This is a genomic window from Pseudomonas sp. BE134, from assembly GCF_031456105.1.
In the GTDB taxonomy this organism is placed as follows: domain Bacteria; phylum Pseudomonadota; class Gammaproteobacteria; order Pseudomonadales; family Pseudomonadaceae; genus Aquipseudomonas.
The window spans coordinates 34,469-56,922 of sequence record NZ_JAVDUA010000035.1 but is presented as its reverse complement, the minus strand read 5'-3'; the positions used below and the strand labels follow the sequence as shown (position 1 = coordinate 56,922).

Below are 22,454 nucleotides of genomic sequence, written 5' to 3'. Positions count from 1 at the left end.
CTATCAGGCGTTGCTGAGTCTGTCGGCTCAGGAAGGTTGCGCCGCTGCCCGGTTCTGCTGATCACGCTGGGCCACCCAATGCTCGATCAGATCACGCAACTGTGACAACTCCACAGGCTTGGCCATATGCCCGTCCATGCCCGCCTGGCGCGCTCGCTCTTTGTGCTCGGCGAGGATGTGCGCGGTCAATGCCACCACCGGTGTACGGGTTCGCTGATTGCCGACTTCCCAGGCACGTAACTGCTGGGTGGCAGAGAAGCCATCGAGGATCGGCATTTCGCAGTCCATCAACACCAGGTCGTAGCGTTGGGCTTTCATCGCCTGCAAGGCTTCTTCGCCATTGCTGGCAGTGTCCGGTTGCAGGTTGAGCTTGCCGAGCATGCCGCGAATCACCTTGGTCGAGATCGTGTTGTCTTCGGCCACAAGGATGCGGAAGTCGCTCGGGACCTTGACCGGAAGCGCCGGGCCGGCAGGCAGATGAGGCGAAACGGCCGGGCCTTTGTTGCGCTGATTCAATTCGTCCGCGAGGGTGGTCTTGAGGGTGTAGCCGGCCACGGGTTTGGCGAGGATGCGTTTGATTCCTGAATTGCGGGCAATGATCTTGCTCGGCGCATTGCTGATGCCCGTCAGCATGATCAGCAGAATATCGTGATTGAGGCTCGGATCTTCCTTGATCTTGGCCGCTAATTGCATACCGGTCATGCCGGGCATGTTCTGGTCCAGCAAGACTACATCGAAGTAATCGCGCAAGTGGGCCTTGGTGCGCAATAACGCCAGGGCTTCCTTGCCGGAAGGTACGGCACTGACGTTCAGGCCCCAGGCGCTGCACTGTTGCACCAATACTTTGCGGCAGGTGTCGTTATCATCCACCACCAGTACGCGCGCGCCTTGCAGCGGACCATCGAGGTCGCAGGTCGGGTGCTCCAGTCGGTCAGGGTCCAGTGGCAGCGTCAGCCACAACGTGCTGCCCTGGTTGGCGCCGGTCTTGATGCCGAACTCGCCGTGCATCAGGCGGATCAGCTGACGAGCGATCACCAGCCCCAGGTTGCCGCCCAGACTCGTTGCCGAGAGGAAGTGCTTGCTGTGCAGTTCGGCATGCATCAGGGCGTCGCGCTCTTCGGCCTCCATCGGCACACCGCTGTCTTGCACGGCGATGCGCAGCCGCGGTTTGGCACTGCGTTCGTCGAGGGCGACGACGATCAGAATCTCGCCTTCGTCGGTTTTCTTCAGCGCGTTTTCCAGCAGGCTCAGCAGGGTCTGGCGCAAACGTGTAGGGTCACCGCTGATGACGCGCGGCACTTGCGGCTGGATGAAGCTGATCAGCTCGACATTCTGCTGCTCGGCCTTGGCGCGGAAGATACTCAGGCAGTCTTCGATCAAGGCATTGAGGTCGAACTGCACGTCGTCCAGTTCTATCTGCCCGGACTCGAGCTTGGAGATGTCGAGAATTTCGTTGATCAGTGTCAGCAGTTCGTTGCCGGCGCTGTGGATGGTCTGCACGTAGTCGCGTTGCTTGACCGACAGTGGCGTGCCCAACAGCAACTCGGTCATGCCCAGAACACCATTCATGGGGGTGCGGATTTCATGGCTGATTTTCGCCAGGAATTCGGCCTTGGCGTTGATCTCTGCGTTGCTGGCGGCCAGGTCGCGACTGACACTGAAGCGATCTTCCGTGATGCTGCGCTGGCGTTCGCTCAGGGCGATGCTCATCAGCAGGCCGCTGATGCAGATGAACACCAGCAGCGTGATGATCAGGCCTTGCGGCGCGACCAGCGTCAGTCCCAGCAGTGCGGGCAGCATGATCAGGGCGCCAATGTTGAATACCACCATCGCCGCGACGAAAAACCGCGCCGGGCGATAACCTTTTTGCCAGTGATAGGCGCTGACGAAAAGCATGCTCAGCCCTGCCAGGGCAACCAGGGCGTAGGTAATGATGTTCAGCGGCAATGTGTTGACGAACAACAACAGCAGGCCACAGGCAACGATGAGCAGAATGTCCGCCAGCAGCAGTTTGTTCAGCGGGTGAGGGCCGAGCGGGGCGAAGAAGCGCCTGGCGAGCATCAGGCCGCTCGGCGCCGTCAGCAATAATGCGAGGTAGGCGCCAGGGGTCTGAACAGCGTGCCAGTTCGGCAACCATGGCCCGGCCAGGTTCAGTAGCAACAGCACACTGAGCATCAACAACCCTTCACACCAGGCTAGCCATAGGCTACTGCGCGAACGCGTGTAGGCGTAGCGCACAAAGTTGTGCAGGATCAGCATGCCCAGGCAACCGAACAGCAGGCCGTAAATCAACGTCTGGTTCTGATCGGCCGCGGTGGTGATTGCCGATTGCAGGGTGATGTAAGGCCGCAAACGATGGTCGGAGACCAGTCGCAGGTAGACGTCGAGGGGCTTGTCACTTTGCGGCAGCGGCAACATGAAGTCGCTGCTGGGCAGAGGGCGGTCAGCCTGTGGCTGTCCGGTACCGGTGTTCATATGCTCGATCAGCGTATCGCCGTCGAGTACATACAGATTGAGCGCCGACAGATCGGGTGCGAACACCCGCAGCAATTGTTCGTGCTTGCCGGGGGCCAGCCTGAAACGCAGCCATAACGCGCCATCGGGCTCGGCTGCCGTGAGGCGATCGAGTTCGATGGGGCTGAATTGATTGGTATAGCGAGCGGAACGGATGTCGTTTAGCTGCAGGTCGCCCTGTTCGTCGAACAATACTGCCCAGCCACTGCCTTGCGCGGCCTGGGCCGGGAGCATGCAGAGCAGGGTCAGCAGAGTGACGGTGAGGCTTATGGCAATCCTGAGCCAGCGCACGGCGAAATCCCTTCGTAGGTTGATGCCAGATTATAACTATGCGCGGTGCCGCAATAGTGCGGCAAGGACCAGCGGCCCTCGCCTCGCCGAATGAATGGCCTTATTCCTGGCTTTCGCCACGTTCACGGGCAATGGCACGGTAGCCAATGTCCTTGCGGTAGAAACAGCCTTCCCAATCAATCTTGTCTGCCAGCTTGTAAGCCTGCTGCTGAGCCGCATCGACACTGGCGCCCATGGCGGTGGCGCAAAGCACACGGCCACCGGCCGTTACCACTTGACCGTCCTTGAGCGCAGTGCCCGCGTGGAAGACTTTGCCTTCCAGTGCGGCGGCTGCATCCAGGCCGTTGATGGCCACGCCTTTGGCGTAGTCACCCGGGTAGCCACCCGCGGCCAGTACGATACCGACGCTCGGTCGTGGATCCCATTGCGCTTCGACCTTGTCCAGCGCCTGAGCCAGAGCGGCTTCAACCAGCAGGACCAGGCTGGACTGCAAACGCAGCATCACCGGTTGGGTCTCAGGATCGCCGAAACGGCAGTTGAACTCGATGACTTTTGGGTTACCAGCCTTGTCGATCATCAGGCCTGCGTACAGGAAGCCAGTGTAGACGTTGCCTTCCTCGGCCATGCCGCGAACGGTCGGCCAGATCACCAGGTCCATGGCTCGCTGATGCACTTCGGCCGTCACGACCGGGGCCGGGGAGTAAGCGCCCATGCCGCCGGTATTCGGGCCGGTGTCGCCGTCGCCGACGCGTTTGTGGTCCTGGCTGGTGGCCATCGGCAGCACGTTCTTGCCGTCGACCATAACAATGAAGCTGGCTTCTTCGCCGTCCAGGAATTCTTCGATGACCACGCGCGAACCGGCATCGCCGAACGCGTTGCCCGCGAGCATGTCGCGCACGGCCTCTTCGGCTTCTGCCAGAGTCATGGCAACAATCACGCCTTTACCGGCGGCCAGGCCATCGGCCTTGATCACGATCGGTGCGCCTTTTTCACGCAGATAAGCCAGGGCTGGCTCGATCTCGGTGAAGTTCTGGTAGTCGGCGGTCGGGATCTTGTGGCGCGCGAGGAAGTCCTTGGTGAAGGCTTTCGAACCTTCCAGCTGGGCCGCGCCAGCGGTCGGACCGAAGCAGTCCAGGCCACGGCTGCGGAACAGATCGACCACGCCTGCCACCAGCGGCACTTCCGGGCCGACGATGGTCAGGGAAACGTTTTTCTCGGCGAAATCTGCAAGCTGCTCAAGAGCCAGTACGTCGATAGCGACGTTCTCGCACTTGGCTTCGATGGCGGTGCCGGCGTTACCGGGTGCCACGAACACTTTCTGTACCCGCGGATCCTGAGCCACTTTCCAGGCCAGAGCGTGTTCACGGCCACCGCTGCCAATGATCAAAACGTTCAAAGAGAGACTCCTTCGGAGAAGCTACAAGCTACAAGCTGCAAGTTGAGAGCAATCTCTATCGCTCTGAAGTGCGGCGTGCGGCTCTGAATTAGTGAGGCTGCAAGTGGCAGCAAGAGCGACGCAGGTCGGCTTTTACTTGTCACTTGCAGCTTGAGGCTTGTCGCTGCACTCAGTGCCTGAAATGGCGCATGCCGGTGAAGACCATGGCGATGCCGGCTTCATCAGCGGCAGCAATCACTTCGTTGTCACGCATTGAGCCGCCCGGCTGGATCACCGCAGTGATGCCGACCTTGGCCGCGTTGTCGATGCCGTCGCGGAACGGGAAGAAGGCATCCGATGCCATGACCGCGCCCTGCACCTGCAAACCGGCGTGTTCGGCCTTGATCGCCGCGATACGGGCGGAGTTCACACGGCTCATCTGGCCGGCGCCGACACCGATGGTCTGACGGTTCTTGGCGTAGACGATAGCGTTGGACTTGACGTACTTGGCCACTTTCCAGGCGAAGATCAGGTCGTTGATTTCCTGTTCGGTCGGTGCGCGCTTGGTCACCACTTTCAGGTCATCGGCGCCGATCATGCCGATATCGCGGCTCTGCACCAGCAGGCCACCGTTGACGCGTTTGTAGTCCCATGCAGCGGCGCGATCAGCCGACCATTCGCCGCAGGCCAGCAAGCGCACGTTGGCTTTGGCTGCAACGATGGCGCGGGCTTCTTCGCTGACGCTTGGGGCGATGATCACTTCGACGAACTGACGCTCGACGATGGCCTTGGCGGTTTCAGCATCCAGCTCGCGGTTGAACGCGATGATGCCGCCGAACGCCGATTCGGTATCGGTTGCATACGCCAGTTCGTAGGCCTGGCGGATACCGCCTTCGGCGTCCGGGCTCACGGCCACGCCGCACGGGTTGGCGTGCTTGACGATCACGCAGGCCGGCTTGACGAAGCTCTTCACGCATTCCAGCGCGGCGTCAGTGTCGGCCACGTTGTTGTACGACAGTTCTTTGCCTTGCAGTTGGGTCGCGGTGGCGATGCCGACTTCGGCCGGCTTGGCTTCCACGTAGAACGCCGCGCTCTGGTGCGGGTTCTCGCCGTAACGCATTTCCTGGGCCTTGACGAACTGGCTGTTGAAGGTGCGCGGGAACTCGCTGCGACCTTCAGTGCTGAGGGTGTCAGCGGCCTGGTTCACGGTGCCCATGTAGTTGGCGATCATGCCGTCGTAGGCGGCAGTGTGTTCGAACGCCTTGAGCATCAGGTCGAAACGCTGAGCGTAGGTCAGGCCGCCGGCCTTGAGGCCTTCGAGAACGCTGGCGTAGTCGCTGGCGTTGACCACGATGGCCACGTCTTTGTGGTTCTTGGCCGCCGAGCGGACCATGGTCGGGCCGCCGATGTCGATGTTCTCGATGGCAGTCGGCAGGTCGCAGCCAGGCTTGTTGATGGTGGCTTCGAACGGGTACAGGTTGACCGCAACCAGATCGATCGGCTTGATGCCGTGCTCGCTCATGATGGCGTCATCGGTACCGCGACGACCGAGGATCCCACCGTGGATTTTCGGGTGCAGGGTTTTCACCCGACCGTCCATCATTTCCGCGAAACCGGTGTAGTCAGCGACTTCCACTGCGGCAACGCCGTTGTCGCGCAACAGCTTGAACGTCCCGCCAGTAGAGAGGATCTCGACGCCCAGGGCTTCTAGCTCCTTGGCGAATTCGAGGATCCCTGTCTTGTCGGAAACGCTGATCAAGGCGCGGCGGATCGGCAGGCGGGTAGTCTGGTCGGTCATCTCAATTTCCATCAAAAGCAAAGGAAGTCAGCAAAAAAGGCGACCGGTTTTACGCGGGCGCCTTTCTGGTTTGATTAAATGCTTACAGCAAATCGTACTGCTTGAGTTTCTTGCGCAGCGTGCCTCGGTTGAGCCCGAGCAGCTCGCTGGCCTTGGTCTGGTTGCCCTTGACGTAGTTCATCACGCACTCGAGCAGGGGAGCCTCGACTTCGGAGAGCACCAGGTTGTACACATCCGTGACGGCAGCGCCCTCAAGGTGGGCGAAATAATTGTGCAGCGCCTTCTCGACACTCCCGCGAAGGGTCTGGCCTTCTTCGCTGGGCGTATTGAGGTGCTGTTTCAAATTTACGTTGTCGCTCACGGGTGCAGTTCCACTCACTAAAGTCTCGGTCATCATCGTCATGCGGCCACCCCTTTTTCGTCCCCTGTCAGGCTCTTGTAACGTTCGGCGAAGAAGCCCTGAACGTTGGCGCATTGTGTTTCCGTATCTTCCAAACGATTGAAGTGGGCGCGAAACTCCCTGGCGCCCGGCAAGGTTGCGAGATACCAGCCCACATGCTTTCGAGCGATACGGACACCCATCACGTCTCCATAGAAAACGTGCAGGGCGGCCAGATGCTCTAGCAGAATGCGTTCCACCTCGATCAGTTCCAGCGCCGGGAGTTTCTCGCCGGTACGCAGGAAGTGCTCGATCTCACGAAAAATCCATGGCCGCCCCTGGGCGGCCCGGCCTACCAACAAACCATCGGCACCGGTCGCGTCGAGCACGTACCGGGCCTTCTCGGGTGAATCGATATCGCCATTGGCGAAGACCGGTATCGACACCGCCTGCTTGATCGCGGCAATGGTGTCGTACTCGGCTTCACCGGTGTACAGATCGGCACGGGTGCGGCCATGGACCGCCAACGCCGTAATGCCTGCCTGTTCGGCGATCTTCGCCACCGTCAAACCATTCTTGTTGTCCCGGTCCCAGCCGGTACGGATCTTCAGCGTCACCGGGACATCAACCGCAGCCACCACGGCCTGCAGGATCTCGGTGACCAATGCTTCATCCTTCAACAGTGCGGAGCCGGCAGCCTTGTTGCAGACCTTCTTCGCCGGACAACCCATGTTGATATCAATAATCTGCGCGCCCAGTTCGACGTTGGCCCGGGCCGCGTCCGCCAGCATTTGCGCATCACCACCGGCGATCTGGACCGAGCGTGGCTCGGGATCACCTTCGTGGATCATGCGCATCCGCGATTTGCGGGTGTTCCACAAACTCATGTCGCTGGTAACCATTTCCGAGACCACCAGTCCCGCGCCCAATCGCTTGCACAGCTGACGAAAGGGTTGGTCGGTGACCCCCGCCATCGGGGCGAGAATCAAGCCGTTTTGCAATGTGTATGGACCGATGCGTACCGCCGACATAGGACTTCCCTGTTGTGGGGCCGGATCATTAGAGTTCGAAAAAGGGTTGGCATGATACCCGCTCTCGATGACTGGATAAAGGCTGAATTGAACAAAATCTGAACAGCTATTCTGTTATTGCCAGCAGTTTGGTGTGGTGACCAAAGTCAAGAATCTGCCGTCAGGCCTGAAACGGTAAAGCGTTTCACTCGGGAGAGTGGAAGCTCAGGCTGTAGTTCACCGCTTTGGCGCCTGGGTCGAGAATATCCAGCGCGATATGGATTGGCGTTTGCGGCGGCATTTCCGCCATGCCTTCGAGGTCGCCATTGAGGTACTCGCCGGGTTTGAAGCGACGGCTGGCGATCAAATGGCCATTAAGGTCGGCAAAGCGCAGTTCCAGCAACGGGAAAGGCTGGGAGAACGGGGCGCGGTTGTAGATGATCGCATCGACCACCAGTGCGCCACTGAATTCCGGGTGGCTGCGGACCACCAGGTTGCTGCTTTTGATTTTGGCAATGTCGACTTTGGACGGCACTGTGCAGCCGATTTTCGGGCACAGTTGCTGGAACCATGGGCGGTACTGGTCCTGCCGAGCCAGTTCGTCGAATTGGTAGGCAATGTATTGGCCCGCGAGCGCGGCGGCGCCGAGCAGTACCAGGAGCAACCAGAACAACCGCCGACCCCAGGGGGATCGACGTTTTTGCCAATCCAGTTGCAGTGGATCGTCGGTCAGGTCTTGCAATACCTCGGCGCGCACGCCCGGCTCACTGCGCTCGCGACGCTTGCGCAACGGTTCGATGGACGGCAGGTTGTCGTCTAGCTCTTCGGTCGCCGTCAGGCGTTCGTGGGGGAGGGGGGCGTCGAGTGGATCGTGCAGGCGCAGATGGGGCACCTGGGGTTCGTCGTCCGGATCAACCGGTTCCAGCGAAAAAGAAGGCTCGGTTCGCGAGTGTTTGTTTGTTTCCGGTTCTGTTTCCTGCTGTTCCGTTTCTGCTGACTGGGCGCGGTCGGCGGCGGACTCGCTAAAGAGGCTGTCGGACCACGGCTCCTCGTCGTTTTCGACAGAGTCGCGGCGAGCACTGAGACCGTCTTCACGGTGCCGGCCAAACTCTGTTGTCGGCTGGATTTCCCGCTGTTCGAGCCGAGCGAGCTCTTCGTCCAGGTCCAGGCTGTCCAGATCCAGTTCGGAGGCCGTCCACTGCTTTTGGCTGATGGCGCGTTGCACCGGCGGTTCAACGATGACCGGGGCGACCGGTTTGACGGCTTCTTTGCCGGCCCGTTGTTCCAGCAATTGTTTGGCGGCGTTGAATACCTGCAAGCAGGAGCCGCAACGAACCACTCCACGGGCCACGCTCAACTGAGCATGGCTGACGCGGAAGCTGGTTTGGCAATGCGGGCACTGGGTGACAAAGCTATCGGTCATGCGGCGATCCGGTTTATGCAGGCGTTCATTCTAGCGCCGACGGCCGGTAATGCGCACCCAGCCATCGCGATTGGCAATCGGGTCCAGATCGAAGTCTTGCGCGTAGGCGGCGGCAACGTCTTCCCCTTGTTCGGCGAGGATGCCGGACAACGCCAGACGCCCGCCCGTTTTCACCAGGCCGGACAGCTGAGGGGCCAGGGCAACCAATGGCCCGGCAAGGATGTTGGCGACCAGCACATCAGCTTTGACCGGCGGCAGATCTTCCGGCAGATACAGAGGGAAGAGTGCGTCGGCAATGTTGTTGCGCCCGGCGTTGTCGCGGGAGGCTTCGAGTGCCTGAACGTCGATGTCGGTGCCGACGGCTTCCTTGGCGCCCAGCAGCAGGGCGGCAATTGCCAGAATGCCCGAGCCGCAGCCGAAATCCAGCACGTTGCAGTCTTTCAGGTCCTGGCCATCGAGCCACTCCAGGCACAGCGCGGTGGTCGGGTGGGTGCCCGTGCCGAACGCCAGGCCCGGGTCCAGCAGCAGGTTCACGGCGTCTGGCTCGGGCGCGGCATGCCAGCTCGGGACGATCCACAGGCGCTGACCGAAACGCATTGGCTGGAAACCGTCCATCCAGCTGCGTTCCCAGTCCTGGTCTTCGATGACTTCGCTGTGATGCTCGGGCAGCGGGCTGCCGGTCAGCAGCTCAAGATGGGCCAATACGCTGGCGGCTTCGGTGCCGCCTTCGAACAGGGCCAGCAGGTGCGTGTGCGACCACAGCGGCGTGGTATTGAGTTCTGGCTCGAAGATCGGCTGATCTTCGGCGTCCATGAAGGTCACCGACACAGCGCCCACTTCAAGGAAAGCGTCTTCGTAGGTTTCGGCTTGTTCTGGGCTGATGGCGAGACGGACTTGCAGCCAAGGCATGGCGGGCACCTTTGAAAAATATTGATTGCAGCCTAGCGGGCTGCGAGAAGCGCGCAAGTTTACGCGAGCGCGCGGCGTTTGTGGGAGTGGGGTGGACAGTCATGTTGCAACACGCACCTGTAGCAGCTGGCGAAGCCTGCGTTCGGCTGCGCAGCAGTCGCAAAACCCGATTGCACCGTAATCCTGAAACACCGCATTGCCGGGATTGACGACTGCTGCGCAGCCGAACGCAGGCTTCGCCAGCTGCTACGGGGACTGTCGTGGATCATAAGAAATACCCAGAAACAACAAAGCCGCCCGAAGGCGGCTTTGTTGATGGGGTCGAAGCTTAGTGCTTCTCGCCAGCGAGCTTGTGCTCAAGGTAGTGAATGTTCACACCACCTTTGCAGAAGCCTTCATCGCGGACCAGGTCGCGGTGCAGCGGGATGTTGGTCTTGATCCCGTCGACAACGATTTCGTCCAGCGCATTGCGCATGCGCGCCATGGCTTCTTCACGGGTTGCGCCGTAGGTGATCAGCTTGCCGATCAACGAATCGTAGTTCGGCGGAACGGCATAGCCACTGTACAGGTGCGAATCGACGCGAACGCCGTTGCCGCCTGGTGCGTGGAAATGCTTGACCGTGCCAGGGCTTGGCATGAAGGTTTTCGGGTCTTCGGCGTTGATACGGCATTCCAGGGCGTGACCGCGGATCACCACGTCGTCCTGGGTGTACGACAATTTGTTGCCAGCGGCGATGCTGAGCATCTCCTTGACGATGTCGATGCCGGTGACCATTTCCGAAACCGGGTGTTCTACCTGGACACGAGTGTTCATCTCGATGAAGTAAAAATGGCCGTTCTCGTAAAGGAACTCGAAGGTGCCGGCGCCACGGTAGCCGATGTCGATGCACGCCTTGACGCAGCGAGCGAGGACTTCCTGGCGTGCTTTCTCGTCGATGCCCGGTGCCGGCGCTTCTTCGAGAACCTTCTGGTGACGACGTTGCAGCGAGCAATCGCGGTCGCCCAGATGGATGGCCTGGCCCTGACCGTCGGAAAGTACCTGGACTTCCACGTGGCGTGGGTTGGTCAGGAATTTTTCCAGATAGACCATTGGGTTACCGAACGCCGCGCCTGCTTCGGTGCGGGTCAGTTTTGCGAAGGAGATCAGGTCTTCTTCGTTATGCACAACGCGCATGCCGCGACCACCGCCGCCGCCAGCGGCCTTGATGATCACCGGGTAACCGACTTCGCGACCAATGCGCAGAGCGGTTTCTTCGTCTTCAGGCAGAGGGCCGTCGGAACCCGGAACGGTTGGAACGCCCGCAGCGATCATGGCGTGCTTGGCCGATACCTTGTCGCCCATCAGGCGAATGGTGTCGGCTTTCGGGCCAATGAAGGCGAAGCCGGAGTTCTCGACCTGTTCAGCGAAATCAGCGTTTTCCGCGAGGAAGCCGTAGCCTGGGTGAATGGCGGTAGCGCCGGTCACTTCAGCCGCGGCGATGATGGCCGGGATGTGCAGGTAAGAGTGCGCGGCCGAGGCCGGACCGATGCAGACGGATTCGTCTGCCAGGCCCAGGTGCATCAGTTCTTTGTCGGCCTTGGAGTAAACGGCGACAGTCTTGATGCCCATCTCTTTGCAGGCACGCAGGATCCGCAGGGCAATCTCACCGCGGTTGGCGATCAGAACTTTTTCCAACTTCGCAGTCATCAAAGTTTCTCCGCGGTTCAAACGATGGTGAACAGCGGTTGGTCGTACTCAACCGGCTGGCCGTCTTCGACGAGGATGGATTCGATCACACCGCTGGTTTCAGCTTCGATGTGGTTCATCATCTTCATGGCTTCGACGATGCACAGGGTGTCACCTTTCTTCACGGTCTGGCCGACTTCAACGAAGGACGGCGAGGATGGCGAAGATTTGCGATAGAACGTACCGACCATCGGCGAACGGGCAACGGTGCCGTTCAGGACAGGCGCGGCCGGAGCAGCCGGTGCGGCAGCAGCGGCAACCGGAGCAGCAGCAACAGGCGCTGGTGCCGGAGCGTGCATTGGAGCCGGCGCGTAGTACTGCTGAGCCGGGGTTTTGCTATGACGGCTGATGCGTACGGACTCTTCGCCTTCCTTGATCTCGAGCTCGTCGATGCCGGACTCTTCCAGCAGTTCGATCAGTTTCTTAACTTTACGGATATCCATGAATCATCAACTCCCAAGGGTCGGTCAGGGGCGTATAGCTTGTTGTTCAAGCTGCTCTAGTGCAGCCTCCAGGGCCAGTCGATAACCGCTGGCGCCAAGGCCGCAGATCACTCCCACCGCTACGTCGGAGAAGTAAGAGTGATGGCGGAAAGGTTCGCGTTTGTGCACGTTAGACAAATGCACTTCGATGAATGGGATGCTCACCGCCAGCAGCGCGTCACGTAATGCGACACTTGTGTGCGTAAAAGCTGCTGGATTGATCAGAATGAAGTCCACACCTTCGCCGCGAGCGGCATGGATGCGGTCGATCAATTCGTACTCGGCGTTGCTTTGCAGGTGCAGCAAATGGTGGCCGGCTTCACGGGCGCGGCGTTCCAGATCCTGGTTGATCTGCGCCAGTGTCGTAGCGCCGTAGGTGCCCGGTTCACGGGTGCCGAGCAAGTTCAGGTTAGGGCCGTGCAGCACCAATAGGGTCGCCATCTGCTGTTCCTTGTTATCTGTGAGCAAGAGTCAGAACTCGGCGACTATGCCGCAAAGGCTTTGTGACTGTCCAGTTCTATGCAATAGCCAGCACGATAGCCGATGTTTGCGCGAAATATGTGACCGGGTGTTTAAATCTGGTCATTTGCCCGTGCAACACGTTCGGCGAAGTCTGCGGCATTGATCTCGCCGATCACTCGCACATCGGCGCGTTCAACGCCGTCCTTGCCAAAAAACATCAAGGCGGGAGGGCCGAACAGTTTGTAACGGTCGAGCAGAGCGCGTTGCTCGGTATTGCTGGCGGTGATGTCGAAACGGACCAGTCGATAGCCTTGCAGGCGTTCGACGACTTTGGCGTCGTTGAGGACTTCGCGCTCGATGACTTTGCAGCTGATGCACCAGTCGGCATACCAGTCGAGCAGCAGCGGGGTGCCGGAAGCTTGAGCATCGGCGAGTACTCGGTCCAGCTCTGAAGGCGTGCTGACTGTTTGCCAGGTTCCGGTGTTTTGCGCCGGTTCGTTACTCGCAATCGCCCGCGATTGGCCAATGGGATTGAACGGATCGGTCTGGCCGCTGAAAGCCCCAAACCAGCACGACAACGCGTAAAACAGCAGGAACATCCCGAGCAACTGGCCGAGGCGTTTGCGAGGGGGTTTGTAGACGAACTCCAGAGCGCCCATGAACAACCCGACACCCGCGGCCAGCAAACCGATCAGCAACAAGGTGATCTGGCCCGGCAATACACGGCTGAGAAGGCCGATCGCCAATCCCAGCAACAACACCCCGATCGCGTTTTTCACATAGACCAGCCAAGGCCCGCTTTTGGGCAGCCAGGCCGCGCCACCGGTGGCGACCAGCAACAGCGGCGCGCCCATGCCCAGACCAAGCATGAACAGTTTCAGGCCACCACCCAACGCATCGCCGCTGGCGCTGATGTACAGCAGCGCACCGGCCAGCGGGGCAGAAACGCAGGGCGAAACCAGCAGGCTGGACACCACGCCCAACACAGCGGCGCCCCACAGCGAACCGCCTTCAGTGCGGCCGGCGATGCGATCCAGGCGACTGCTGATGGCCTGCGGCAGCTTGAGTTCGAATACGCCGAACATTGCCAGGGCAAATATTGCAAAGAACGTCGCAAACGGCACCAGCACCCAGGCCGATTGCAGGCGCGCCTGAAGATTGAGCTGCGCGCCGAACATCCCCATCAGTGCGCCGAGCAGGGCGAAGCAGGTGGCCATCGGCAGCACGTAGGCCAGGGACAGGTTGAAGCCGCGCAAACCACCGACCTGGCCACGCAGCACCACGCCGGAAAGGATGGGCAGCATGGGCAGTACGCAAGGGGTGAACGTCAAACCCAGGCCGGCGAGGAAGAACAGTGCAAGTTCGCGCCAGCCGACGCTTTGCGCCAAGGTCGGGGTGCCGATGCCATCAATGCTCAGGCGCTCGGTTTCCGGCGGATAGCACAGGCCTTTGTCCGCGCAGCCCTGATACGTCACGACCAGTGTGAAGGCGCGTTGGTCGGTGCGCGGTATTTCTACGTCAACAACGCCGTGATAAACCTCGACATCGCCGAAGTACTCGTCGTGCTTCTGCTCGCCCTTGGGCAGTATTGCGGCGCCCAGGCTTACATCGGCCGGCTCAGCCCGAAACTGGAAGCGATGGCGATAGAGGTAATACCCCTCGGTGGCGACGAAACGCAGCTTGATCGATTGCGGTGTGCTGGCTACCAGGCTCAATTGAAAGGCTTCGCGCACCGGCAGGAAGTCGGCGCTGTTGTTGATCGCGCCCAAGGTGGAACTGGGTCGGGTGTCCGGCAACCCGCCGGCGGTGGCCGGCAGGGCGAGCACTAAAAGCAGCAGGCAGAGCAAACGGCGCATGACAATCTCGCGTATCGGAATAGGGGGCATGATAGCGGACAGTTGCGTTAGTTGCCTTGATCGTTCCTACGCTCCGCGTGGGAATGCAGTCCGGGACGCTCTGCGTCCCAAAAGCGGACGCAGAGCGTTCATTGAGGCATTCCCACGCGGAGCGTGGGAACGATCACTATCCCCCTATGGGAGCGGGTTTTCAGACGCGAAAGGCCTGAACGGCGGTACGCAGCCGTCCGCCCAGCACCAAAAGGTTCTCCCCTTGTTCACGCCCCTCACCAATGCGCAGCAAGTTATCCCCGCCCAATTGATGAATTCGCTCACTGTGGTGGCGAATCTCGCTGACCGCGCCGCTCTGCTGGGCGGTAACATCGGCGATGCGCACGGCGGTGTCGGAAATGGTCTGGATGGCCCCGACGATTCTATCCAGCGCCCCGTCGGCCGCTTGCGCCTGGTTCGCCGTGGCTTCGGCATGCTCAACCTGCGCGCGCATGCCCTCCACTGATTGACGCGCGGCGGTTTGCAGGCCAGCTATTAATGTCTGAATTTCTGCCGTAGCCCCGGCGGTGCGTTGCGCCAGTGAGCGAACCTCTTCCGCGACCACCGCAAACCCTCGCCCCATTTCCCCGGCGCGAGCCGCTTCGATGGCGGCGTTCAGGGCCAGCAGGTTGGTCTGGTCGGCAATCGAGCGGATCACCGTCAGCACGCCGCCGATGGTTGCCGATTCTTCGGCCAGGTGCTCGATCATCTGCGCGTTACCCTGCACTTCACCCACCAGCGCATGCAAGCCGGTAAGGCTCAAGCCGATGACTTTCTGGCCATGCTCAACGGCCAGGCCCGCATGACGACTGGCATCGGCTGCCTGGCTGGCATCGCCGGCGACCTGTTGGATGGTCGCCTCCAGTTCACCGAGAGAGTCGCGGATCAGTGCCGTGTCGCCTGCCTGATGTTCGGCGCCGCTGTGCAGGTCATTACTCAAATCGGCCAGGGTCCGGCTGCTGCCGGCGACTTGCTCGGCGTTGAGACGAATGGTCCCGACCAGATCCACCAGGTAGGCGCGCAAGCGATTGAGCGACGCCTGAATATCGTGCAATTCGCGATTGGTGTTACCCAGTTCGATGTCCCGGCTGAAGTCACCTTCTGCCCAGGTGGACAGGGCCGGCGCCAGGTTGGTCAGGGTTCGGGCCAGGCGCCGCTGCAGGGTGTCGATGAGTAAGGCGATCAGCAGGATGAGGCCGATCATCAGACCCTGCATCAATCGTACTTCGCCCTGGATTTGTCCGTGCTGGGCACGGACCACGGGTTCGAGTCGGGCAATGGCTTGCTGTACATCGGCGATTTTCAGGTGGGTGGCCACGCTTAGATCGGTGCGTTTCTGGATCTGATCGCGCGTGCGGGACAGTTCGGCCGGGTAGCGCGAGAGCAGGCTGTTGAGTTCACGCTTGAGACCGACTCCCGCGTCTTCGGCGGCCGCTTTCTCGTTGCTCTCCAGGCCCATCATCGAGGCGAAATCATCGGTGTTCGACTCGCCCTTGGCGGTGACGCCTAGCAATGGCAAACGGCCCAGCAGGTCCGCCTGCGTACGGATGTTGGCCACTTCGCGTTCGACGTCGGCGGCCAGTTCGCTGCGGCCGCTGCTCACCAGTTTGTCTCGGGCCAGAGACAATTTGCCCAGGTGTTGAGAGGCGGTGAGTAGCGGCGTCAGGTAAGTCGCGTCGCCGCTCGCGTAATGGCTGAGTTGGTCGAGGCTGGCGCCGAGTTCGCGTTCGGCTTGCAGCAGCAGCGCTTGTGGGTCGCCCGCGAGTTTGCCGGCGGCCAACAGATCGGTTTTGCTGAATTCATCGAGGTTCGACAGGCTTGGGCGCAAGGTGTCGGCCAGCGCCGGCGGCAACTCGCCAAGCTCCTTTTGCAAGTCATCAGTGGCCTGACTGGCGCTGCTCAGACGCAGGGCATCGCCGCTGGCGAGGTAGTCCCCGATATTGCGCGCAACGTCATTCTGAAACTGCCGGGACAGGCCCAGATAGCGCTCCATCAGAAGATAAGGGCGCTCCAGGGCTTTTTGCGACCACCACAGCGTGGCGCCGAGGGCCACGCATACGGCGACTAAAAGGAGGGTGTTGAGATTGGTCAGCAATTTCAGGCGCATAGCGGATCTACCAAGGGCAGAATGGTAAGCGCCTGAATTTATTGCGTTTGTGTTACAGGGTTGTGACCGAATCAGTGGATTCTGATAAAAAAGTGGCACTTTGCCGTGATGTTCGTGCGGCCTGAACACGATTCCGTCCGGCGTCCTTGGCACGGTATAGCGCCTCATCCGCCTGGCTGGCCATCATCAGGCTGTCGGAGTGCTCGCACAGCTCCACCACGCCGGCACTGAACGTGCACCAAAGGTCTTGAGGCTGGGCGGGGTAGTGAATTTCGGCAAAGCGCTGACGAATTTCATCCAGCACCGAGTAAGCCGATGCGAGGTCGGTATCGGGCATGACGATCGCGAACTCTTCGCCGCCGTAACGGCCGATGAAGTCGGTCTTGCGCAAGCGTTGCTTCAAGAACAGCGCCAGGCTTTTGATCACCCGGTCGCCCATGGGGTGGCCGTGGCTGTCATTGACGCGTTTGAAGTGGTCGATGTCGAGCATTGCAAAGCACAGCGGCTTATTCTCGCGGCGGGAGCGGAAGCTGCAGTCTTCAAGCAATTGCAAAATGTGCGTGTGGTTGTACAGGCCGGTAAGGCTGTCGCGGACCATCCGGGCTTTCAGATTGCGCGCCCGTGCCGCGCGGTTGCGCACGGTGGTAATCAGGTGGCGCGGCTTGATTGGCTTGGTCAGGAAGTCGTCGCCGCCCTCGCTCATGGCGTCGAGCTGCTTGTCCAGATCGTCTTCGGCCGACAGGTAAATGATCGGCACGCTGACGTAGCGGTCGTTGTGACGGATCACCTTGGCCAGTTCCGTACCGGTGCAGGTAGGCATGTACATGTCGAGGATGATCAGGTCAGGTTGAAAGTCCGAGAGCTCGGCCATGGCCTGAATTGGATCGATCAATGTGCGCGTGACGATCCCGGCGCTGTTCAACAGGCGTTCGGTGTGCAGGGCCTGGGCGCGGGAGTCATCGATGATCAGCACTTTATAAGGCTCGTACTGCGCGACACAGGTCAGGACTTCGATTTTCTCCAGCAGGCTCGAAGCCTCCAGGGTGCCGGTGAGAAATTCCTGGCCACCGGCACGCACGGCGGCGAGGCGGGTCGGAGTGTCGGTTTCGTGCAGGCTGAAGAATAACAGTGGCAGGCGCTGGTCGAGACCTTCCTGGGCTTCGGCGGCCAGTTTCAGGCCTATACCGGCACCACTGAAATCCACGTCCATGACGATGGCGGCGGGCAGGCGCTCAACCATCGACGCGCGAAAGGCTGCAACGCTGTCCAGGGACTGGGCGCTGAGTCCGAAAAACTCCAGTTGCTTGGCCAGGCGCTCGGCGCGGTCGTGATCTTGCAGCATCACATAGATCGGCTTGCGCAGGGGTGGCAGCAAGGTTTGCTCAAGCTGATCGCCATGTCGCAGGCCGGTGCGCGACAGGCGTTGCATCAAGCGATTGAGATCGGTGATCAGCCCGCTGCTGAGGCGTCCGCGATTGGCGTCGACAGCCTCCAGCGACTGACCGATGTGACGCGCCAGTTGCGTATGTTCCGGTTGCTCGAAACGCTCGGCAAACCGCAGCAGGCGCAGGTTGGCCTCGCTCAGTTCCGATAAGTCGGTGGTGGACCACTCGCTGCGTTGCAGGCGCTGCCAGATCTCAAGAATTTGACGTGCCTGATGAATTACCCGCTGGGCAAAGTGGTGCTTGAGGCGCTCACGGCTGGGGTCTTCTGGCTCGGTCATATCCTGACTACTGTTAGGGTAAATGCTGAGATCGACTGGTGGCCCTATGCTAGCACCTCTTTTCAATGGGATGAGAGTCGTAAGGCAATTATCTGTTAATCAGCCTCATTCAGTTTGTGACTGGCTGGTCTTGTTCGGCGGTTCTGTGTCGACCAGACACCCGAGAATGCGCCACTTGCGATCTTTCCTGTTCGTTTTACGGCAATTTCGTTACGTCCAGCGAACCGCATCTGTCAGGGAATTCTGATTTTTCGTTGGCAGGGTTCAGGCGGGAATTGCGGCTGTTAGGGTTCAGGGATTCCCCTGGAAGCCATCTGTAAATCATGACTCAGTGTTTTGAACAGCACCCTTGCGATGACCAGCGCCTGAACCACAACAACATTCCCGTTGCTGACTGCGAATGCACAGAGGTGCGCCTGTACGGCAGCAAGACCTTGGTCACTGACGTACCGATCCTTACGTGCTCATGCCTTTGGCGTCGCTACCAGCGCGAGGCAGAAGAGATCGTCGCACCGAACGGCGAATTGATAGCGGACCCGGTGGAACGCAACCGTGCGATCAACGCTGCCTACGCCCGGTTGTGGCTGCATGACCCAAGGTTTCAGTGGGCCGGACTGGCGGCGTTTGCTTCCAAGCAGGTTGGCTGCGGGTTGTTGCATGCGGCGCAGAGTGTTGAAAGTATTCGCGAAGAGCATGAGTCACGCCAGCGTTTGCGCGACAGTCGCCGTGAGTCCGGGCTTTTGACCCCGGACAGGATGTCCGAACAGGCAGATGCCTTGCGTGACTATAAGGCTGCGGATGCGCGCAATCCTGTTCCCTCAGTGGATATCCGTTTAGCCGGGGAAGACTTGTCTCTGGTACAGCAGCAGTTCCGGCATGTGCACGACATGATGGCGTTGGGGAATACCACGCTGTTTCTGGATGTTTTTCCGTTGCATGCGTTTTATGCGAAGCGTGGGTGGCAGGAGTTTAAGAATTGCCTGGGCGCCCGGGGAGGAATTTATGGGCATTCGAAGTTTCCGGTGTTGTGGCCCGTGGGCCAGAGAAAGCTTCGTTTCGGACAGGTTTACCCACTGGTACTGCAAGCTTTCGAGGCAATAGAAGCGGGAAGTATCACCGCGAGCGTCGAGTATTTAGCCTGGCACGAGCAGCGCAACATCCTCCAGCCAACTATTTATGAGGATCGGCAATTGGTGACGTTGCTGCGCGGCAACCACGCATCCTACGTGACTGGTTTTCCTTCAGGTGTCGCTCAGGCTATCGAGTTGACGCTCACCAGCCAATGCCAGCGTGTTGAAGATGATCGCACCATCGAGTTTGACAATAGCCCGTTTGCGGATTTGTCGGACATCAACCAGAGAATGGCATTCGTACTCCGAGCAGCAGAACGCTTTGATCACATGCTCAACAATTACAACCGTACTGCATTGGTGCAATCGATCAGCGAGATCGCATCGGGCGGCGCAATCCTGTGAGTCTGTTGCAGCGTCGTCCCTGCTTACGTCATGGTGCAGGCCTGCTGTTTCTGGTTGTTTTGTTGGTGGTCGCCATACGTCAGTTGCAGCAGCCTCTTTGGGATGATCCGGAAATTGCTTTGGAAATAGGCGGGACATATGAAGAGATGCGGAAAAACTCTACGGCCCCTTTCAGTCCACTGATACGCGGACATGTCTGGGGCGGAATTCCCAAGACCGATGCTCGCTTGCGATTTATCGACCCGCAATATGGATTTGATACGCCTTTGGCTCGTTTTTTCACGATTACATTTAATGACAACGTCATTGAAGACGTCCTCATGTCTCCGCAAATCGAGCCATTACTGATCGACGACGCCCTGAAAGTTGTGATCGACCTGCAAGACCAGTTGTTTGCCAAAGGCTGGGTCGCGAAGGGGCTGCGGAACAATCCCACGATCGTCGATACACCTGAATGGCGGGCCTATCTGCAGAAAGGGATTCTGCATGGGCAATCTAATTGGCAAGCGAGCGATAAGTATCAGGTCACGCTCGCTCTGGGGCGTTTCGAGGACTACCGAAATCCGACTGAAGAACGCTACCTCATCACCCTCGCACTCGCCAAACCCTGGACGCCCTTCGACGGAATCGAAGACATGTACGACGAGCCCCAGCACTTCCCCGCCCCGCAACCCAACTAAAAAGGAGCCCCATCATGCCAACCCCCGCTTTCATGACGCTCAAAGGCGAACGACAAGGCCTCATCAGCGCAGGCGCCTTCACTGAAGCGTCAGTGGGCAACGTCTACCAACTGGGTCGTGAAGACCAGATCATGATTCAAGCCCTGAGCCATGGAATTTTTGTGCCCAAAGGGTCAGGAGCAGGGCGCCGGATGCACAAGCCCTTGGTCATTACCAAGTCCATCGACAAGGCGTCCCCATTGATCAACATCGCCTTGTGTTCCGGGGAGCTGCTCAGCAAGTGCCGCGTCGAGTGGTATCGCACCTCGGCACATGGCACGCAGGAGCATTTCTACACGATGGAGCTTGAGGACGCGGTAATCATCGGTGCCGAGGTGCTTTTGCCCCACTGTCAAGATGCGGGCACTGCGCACATTACCCAGCTGGAGAAGGTTCACTTCAGCTACCGACGCATTTACTGGAGACATGAAATCAGCCGGACCATGGGCTCCGACGAGTGGAACGCCGAGACGCTGGCATGAGGCTGGTCCAAGACGTTCATCTGACCACGTGGGAGCGCCAGCATGCTTGTCCAGGCGAGGAAGCGATGGATCATGTTCGTCAGGCGTTGAACGATCGGCAACCCATCGAAGGCCTGAGCGAGTTGCGTGCCGGTTTGCTGATCGATATCGACAGCGAAGTGCTTGACCAGATTGAGCGGGGTGAGAGGTGGCTGGTCAGGGCTGAAGCCGACTACGGTGACTGGCCGATTGCGGCGCAGGCCTTTGACTGCAAGGTCATGGAATTGATGAACAATCCGCCGCCCCAGCCCTCTCGGACACCCAGAATTTTCCGCCTGATCGACAGCTTCACGGGCGAGACGCTGGTGCAGCGCAGCTACATCGCGACCGTGGACGGACAGACTGTCCAGCGCACAACAGACGGCGAAGGTATCGCCCATCTTTTCACGCCGGGAGAGGTGCGGCAGATTTCAATAGTGCTCAGGGGGCATTAAAGCGGGCATGCACACTTGAGTTCATTGGCAAGGGTGGCTGGTCTTTCTACGCCAATTTTCTGGATAAGCCCAACGACGGGTGCCGGCCAAAGGCACGTTGTTGTATGGTTGTGGTCGAACCGATGAACTCAAGTGATTGAAAGGATATCGCCATGCTGGACTGGAAGAACCGCGCGGGCAGCGCGCCTGAACGTGCCGCTGCACCTGAATCGGCCACCCGCAGTTACTTTGGCGGCCTGCTGTTCAGCCGGGCGCTGGCCACACTGATCGGCCTTTACCTGCTTGTGACGATTGCCTTGGGTTGGTACTGGAGTGCAGAGCCTGCGCTCTTCCCGGTCCAGCAAAATGCCCAGGTCGCTGCCGAAAAAGAAGGCAAGCAGATGGTCGTCGGCTACACGACGGTGGAAACCCTCAAGACCGTCGCCGGAACGTTGCTGACCAAGCCGGGTGGCTATATTTCCAACGACCGTTTCCCGCCAGGCCTGTGGATGGACAACATGCCGAGCTGGGAATATGGCGTGCTGGTCCAGGTCCGAGACCTGAGCCGTGCCCTGCGTAAAGACTTCGCCCGCTCCCAGTCGCAATCGGCCGAAGACGCCGATCTGGCCAAGGCCGAACCGCGTTTCAACTTCGACAACAAAAGCTGGGTGCTGCCTTCCAGTGAGTCCGAGTATCAGGAAGGCATCAATTCCCTGAGCCGCTATCAGGCGCGTCTGTCCGATCCGAGCCAGAAAAGCGCACTGTTCTATGCCCGCGCCGACAACCTGAACAACTGGCTGGGTGACGTGGGCACCCGACTGGGTTCGCTGTCACAACGTCTGTCGGCCAGCGTCGGCCGGGTCAAACTCAACACCGCGCTGAAAACCGAAGTCCTCGCGCCGGGGCAAGTGCCACAGGTCGACGAAGAAATTGTCGAGACCCCGTGGATGCAGATCGACAACGTGTTCTACGAAGCCCGTGGACAGGCTTGGGCACTGTCCCATCTGTTGCGCGCCATTGAAGTCGACTTCGCCGATGTATTGGCCAAGAAAAACGCCACGGTCAGCGTGCGTCAGATCATTCGTGAACTGGAAGCCTCGCAAGAGCCGGTCTGGAGTCCGATGATCCTCAATGGCAGCGGTTTCGGTGTGTTGGCTAACCACTCGCTGGTCATGGCCAATTACATTTCCCGGGCCAACGCCGCAGTGATCGATCTGCGTCAATTGCTCAATCAAGGCTGA

Annotated in this window: 17 protein-coding genes and 1 pseudogene; 5 read left to right on the top strand and 13 right to left on the bottom strand. The window is 59.8% G+C overall.

The window, feature by feature from the left end; genetic code table 11:
- Positions 1–27: 27 nt before the first annotated feature.
- From J2Y56_RS24695 to J2Y56_RS24635, 13 genes and pseudogenes are all read right to left on the bottom strand, one after another.
- Positions 28–2,805 carry a hybrid sensor histidine kinase/response regulator gene (locus J2Y56_RS24695; RefSeq protein WP_007945220.1) on the bottom strand — a complete coding sequence of 926 codons (2,778 nt, stop codon included), beginning with the start codon at positions 2,803–2,805 and terminating at the stop codon, positions 28–30.
- Between the two features lie 100 nt (positions 2,806–2,905).
- Entirely contained in the window at positions 2,906–4,201 is a 1,296-nt protein-coding gene (purD, locus tag J2Y56_RS24690) for a phosphoribosylamine--glycine ligase (RefSeq protein ID WP_007945219.1), read from the bottom strand.
- Between the two features lie 169 nt (positions 4,202–4,370).
- On the bottom strand, positions 4,371–5,978 hold the full coding sequence (purH, locus tag J2Y56_RS24685) for a bifunctional phosphoribosylaminoimidazolecarboxamide formyltransferase/IMP cyclohydrolase (protein ID WP_007945217.1): 1,608 nt from the start codon (positions 5,976–5,978) through the stop codon (positions 4,371–4,373).
- An 82-nt stretch (positions 5,979–6,060) separates the two neighbouring features.
- Entirely contained in the window at positions 6,061–6,381 is a 321-nt protein-coding gene (gene fis, locus J2Y56_RS24680) for a DNA-binding transcriptional regulator Fis (protein ID WP_007945216.1), read from the bottom strand.
- Positions 6,378–7,388, bottom strand: a complete 1,011-nt coding sequence (gene dusB / locus J2Y56_RS24675) for a tRNA dihydrouridine synthase DusB (RefSeq protein ID WP_007945215.1) — start codon at positions 7,386–7,388, stop codon at positions 6,378–6,380. The genes fis and dusB overlap by 4 nt, the downstream gene beginning before the upstream one ends.
- Before the next feature lie 184 nt (positions 7,389–7,572).
- The gene (locus J2Y56_RS24670) at positions 7,573–8,790 is read right to left on the bottom strand and encodes a DUF3426 domain-containing protein (protein ID WP_007945214.1); all 1,218 of its coding nucleotides are present in this window, start codon (positions 8,788–8,790) and stop codon (positions 7,573–7,575) included.
- Between the two features lie 30 nt (positions 8,791–8,820).
- Entirely contained in the window at positions 8,821–9,699 is an 879-nt protein-coding gene (gene prmA / locus J2Y56_RS24665) for a 50S ribosomal protein L11 methyltransferase (RefSeq protein WP_007945213.1), read from the bottom strand.
- 328 nt (positions 9,700–10,027) lie between these two features.
- Entirely contained in the window at positions 10,028–11,386 is a 1,359-nt protein-coding gene (accC, locus tag J2Y56_RS24660) for an acetyl-CoA carboxylase biotin carboxylase subunit (RefSeq protein ID WP_007947647.1), read from the bottom strand.
- 17 nt (positions 11,387–11,403) lie between these two features.
- Positions 11,404–11,868 (bottom strand): acetyl-CoA carboxylase biotin carboxyl carrier protein, encoded by a 465-nt coding sequence (accB, locus tag J2Y56_RS24655; RefSeq protein ID WP_007947648.1) that lies wholly within the window; start codon positions 11,866–11,868, stop codon positions 11,404–11,406.
- Positions 11,869–11,892: 24 nt separating this feature from the next.
- Positions 11,893–12,348 carry a type II 3-dehydroquinate dehydratase gene (gene aroQ / locus J2Y56_RS24650; RefSeq protein WP_007947649.1) on the bottom strand — a complete coding sequence of 152 codons (456 nt, stop codon included), beginning with the start codon at positions 12,346–12,348 and terminating at the stop codon, positions 11,893–11,895.
- Between the two features lie 131 nt (positions 12,349–12,479).
- Positions 12,480–14,225, bottom strand: coding sequence for a protein-disulfide reductase DsbD (locus tag J2Y56_RS24645; RefSeq protein WP_310353257.1), 1,746 nt, complete (start codon positions 14,223–14,225; stop codon positions 12,480–12,482).
- A 190-nt stretch (positions 14,226–14,415) separates the two neighbouring features.
- Positions 14,416–14,922 (bottom strand): annotated as a pseudogene (locus J2Y56_RS28565) (methyl-accepting chemotaxis protein); the annotation flags it as partial.
- A gap of 1,492 nt (positions 14,923–16,414) precedes the next feature.
- Entirely contained in the window at positions 16,415–18,085 is a 1,671-nt protein-coding gene (locus J2Y56_RS24635; RefSeq protein WP_007947652.1) for a PleD family two-component system response regulator, read from the bottom strand.
- 323 nt (positions 18,086–18,408) lie between these two features.
- On the opposite strand from J2Y56_RS24635, the gene J2Y56_RS24630 reads away from it, so the two are divergent.
- From J2Y56_RS24630 to J2Y56_RS24610, 5 genes are all read left to right on the top strand, one after another.
- Positions 18,409–19,560 carry a DUF2515 family protein gene (locus tag J2Y56_RS24630; protein WP_310353252.1) on the top strand — a complete coding sequence of 384 codons (1,152 nt, stop codon included), beginning with the start codon at positions 18,409–18,411 and terminating at the stop codon, positions 19,558–19,560.
- On the top strand, positions 19,557–20,240 hold the full coding sequence (locus tag J2Y56_RS24625; protein ID WP_310336669.1) for a hypothetical protein: 684 nt from the start codon (positions 19,557–19,559) through the stop codon (positions 20,238–20,240). The genes J2Y56_RS24630 and J2Y56_RS24625 overlap by 4 nt, the downstream gene beginning before the upstream one ends.
- 14 nt (positions 20,241–20,254) lie before the next feature.
- On the top strand, positions 20,255–20,761 hold the full coding sequence (locus tag J2Y56_RS24620) for an Hcp family type VI secretion system effector (protein ID WP_007947655.1): 507 nt from the start codon (positions 20,255–20,257) through the stop codon (positions 20,759–20,761).
- 65 nt (positions 20,762–20,826) lie between these two features.
- Positions 20,827–21,234: a hypothetical protein gene (locus J2Y56_RS24615; RefSeq protein WP_310353250.1), complete on the top strand. Its 408-nt coding sequence runs from the start codon at positions 20,827–20,829 to the stop codon at positions 21,232–21,234.
- A gap of 152 nt (positions 21,235–21,386) precedes the next feature.
- Positions 21,387–22,454 (top strand): DUF2333 family protein, encoded by a 1,068-nt coding sequence (locus J2Y56_RS24610; protein ID WP_007947658.1) that lies wholly within the window; start codon positions 21,387–21,389, stop codon positions 22,452–22,454.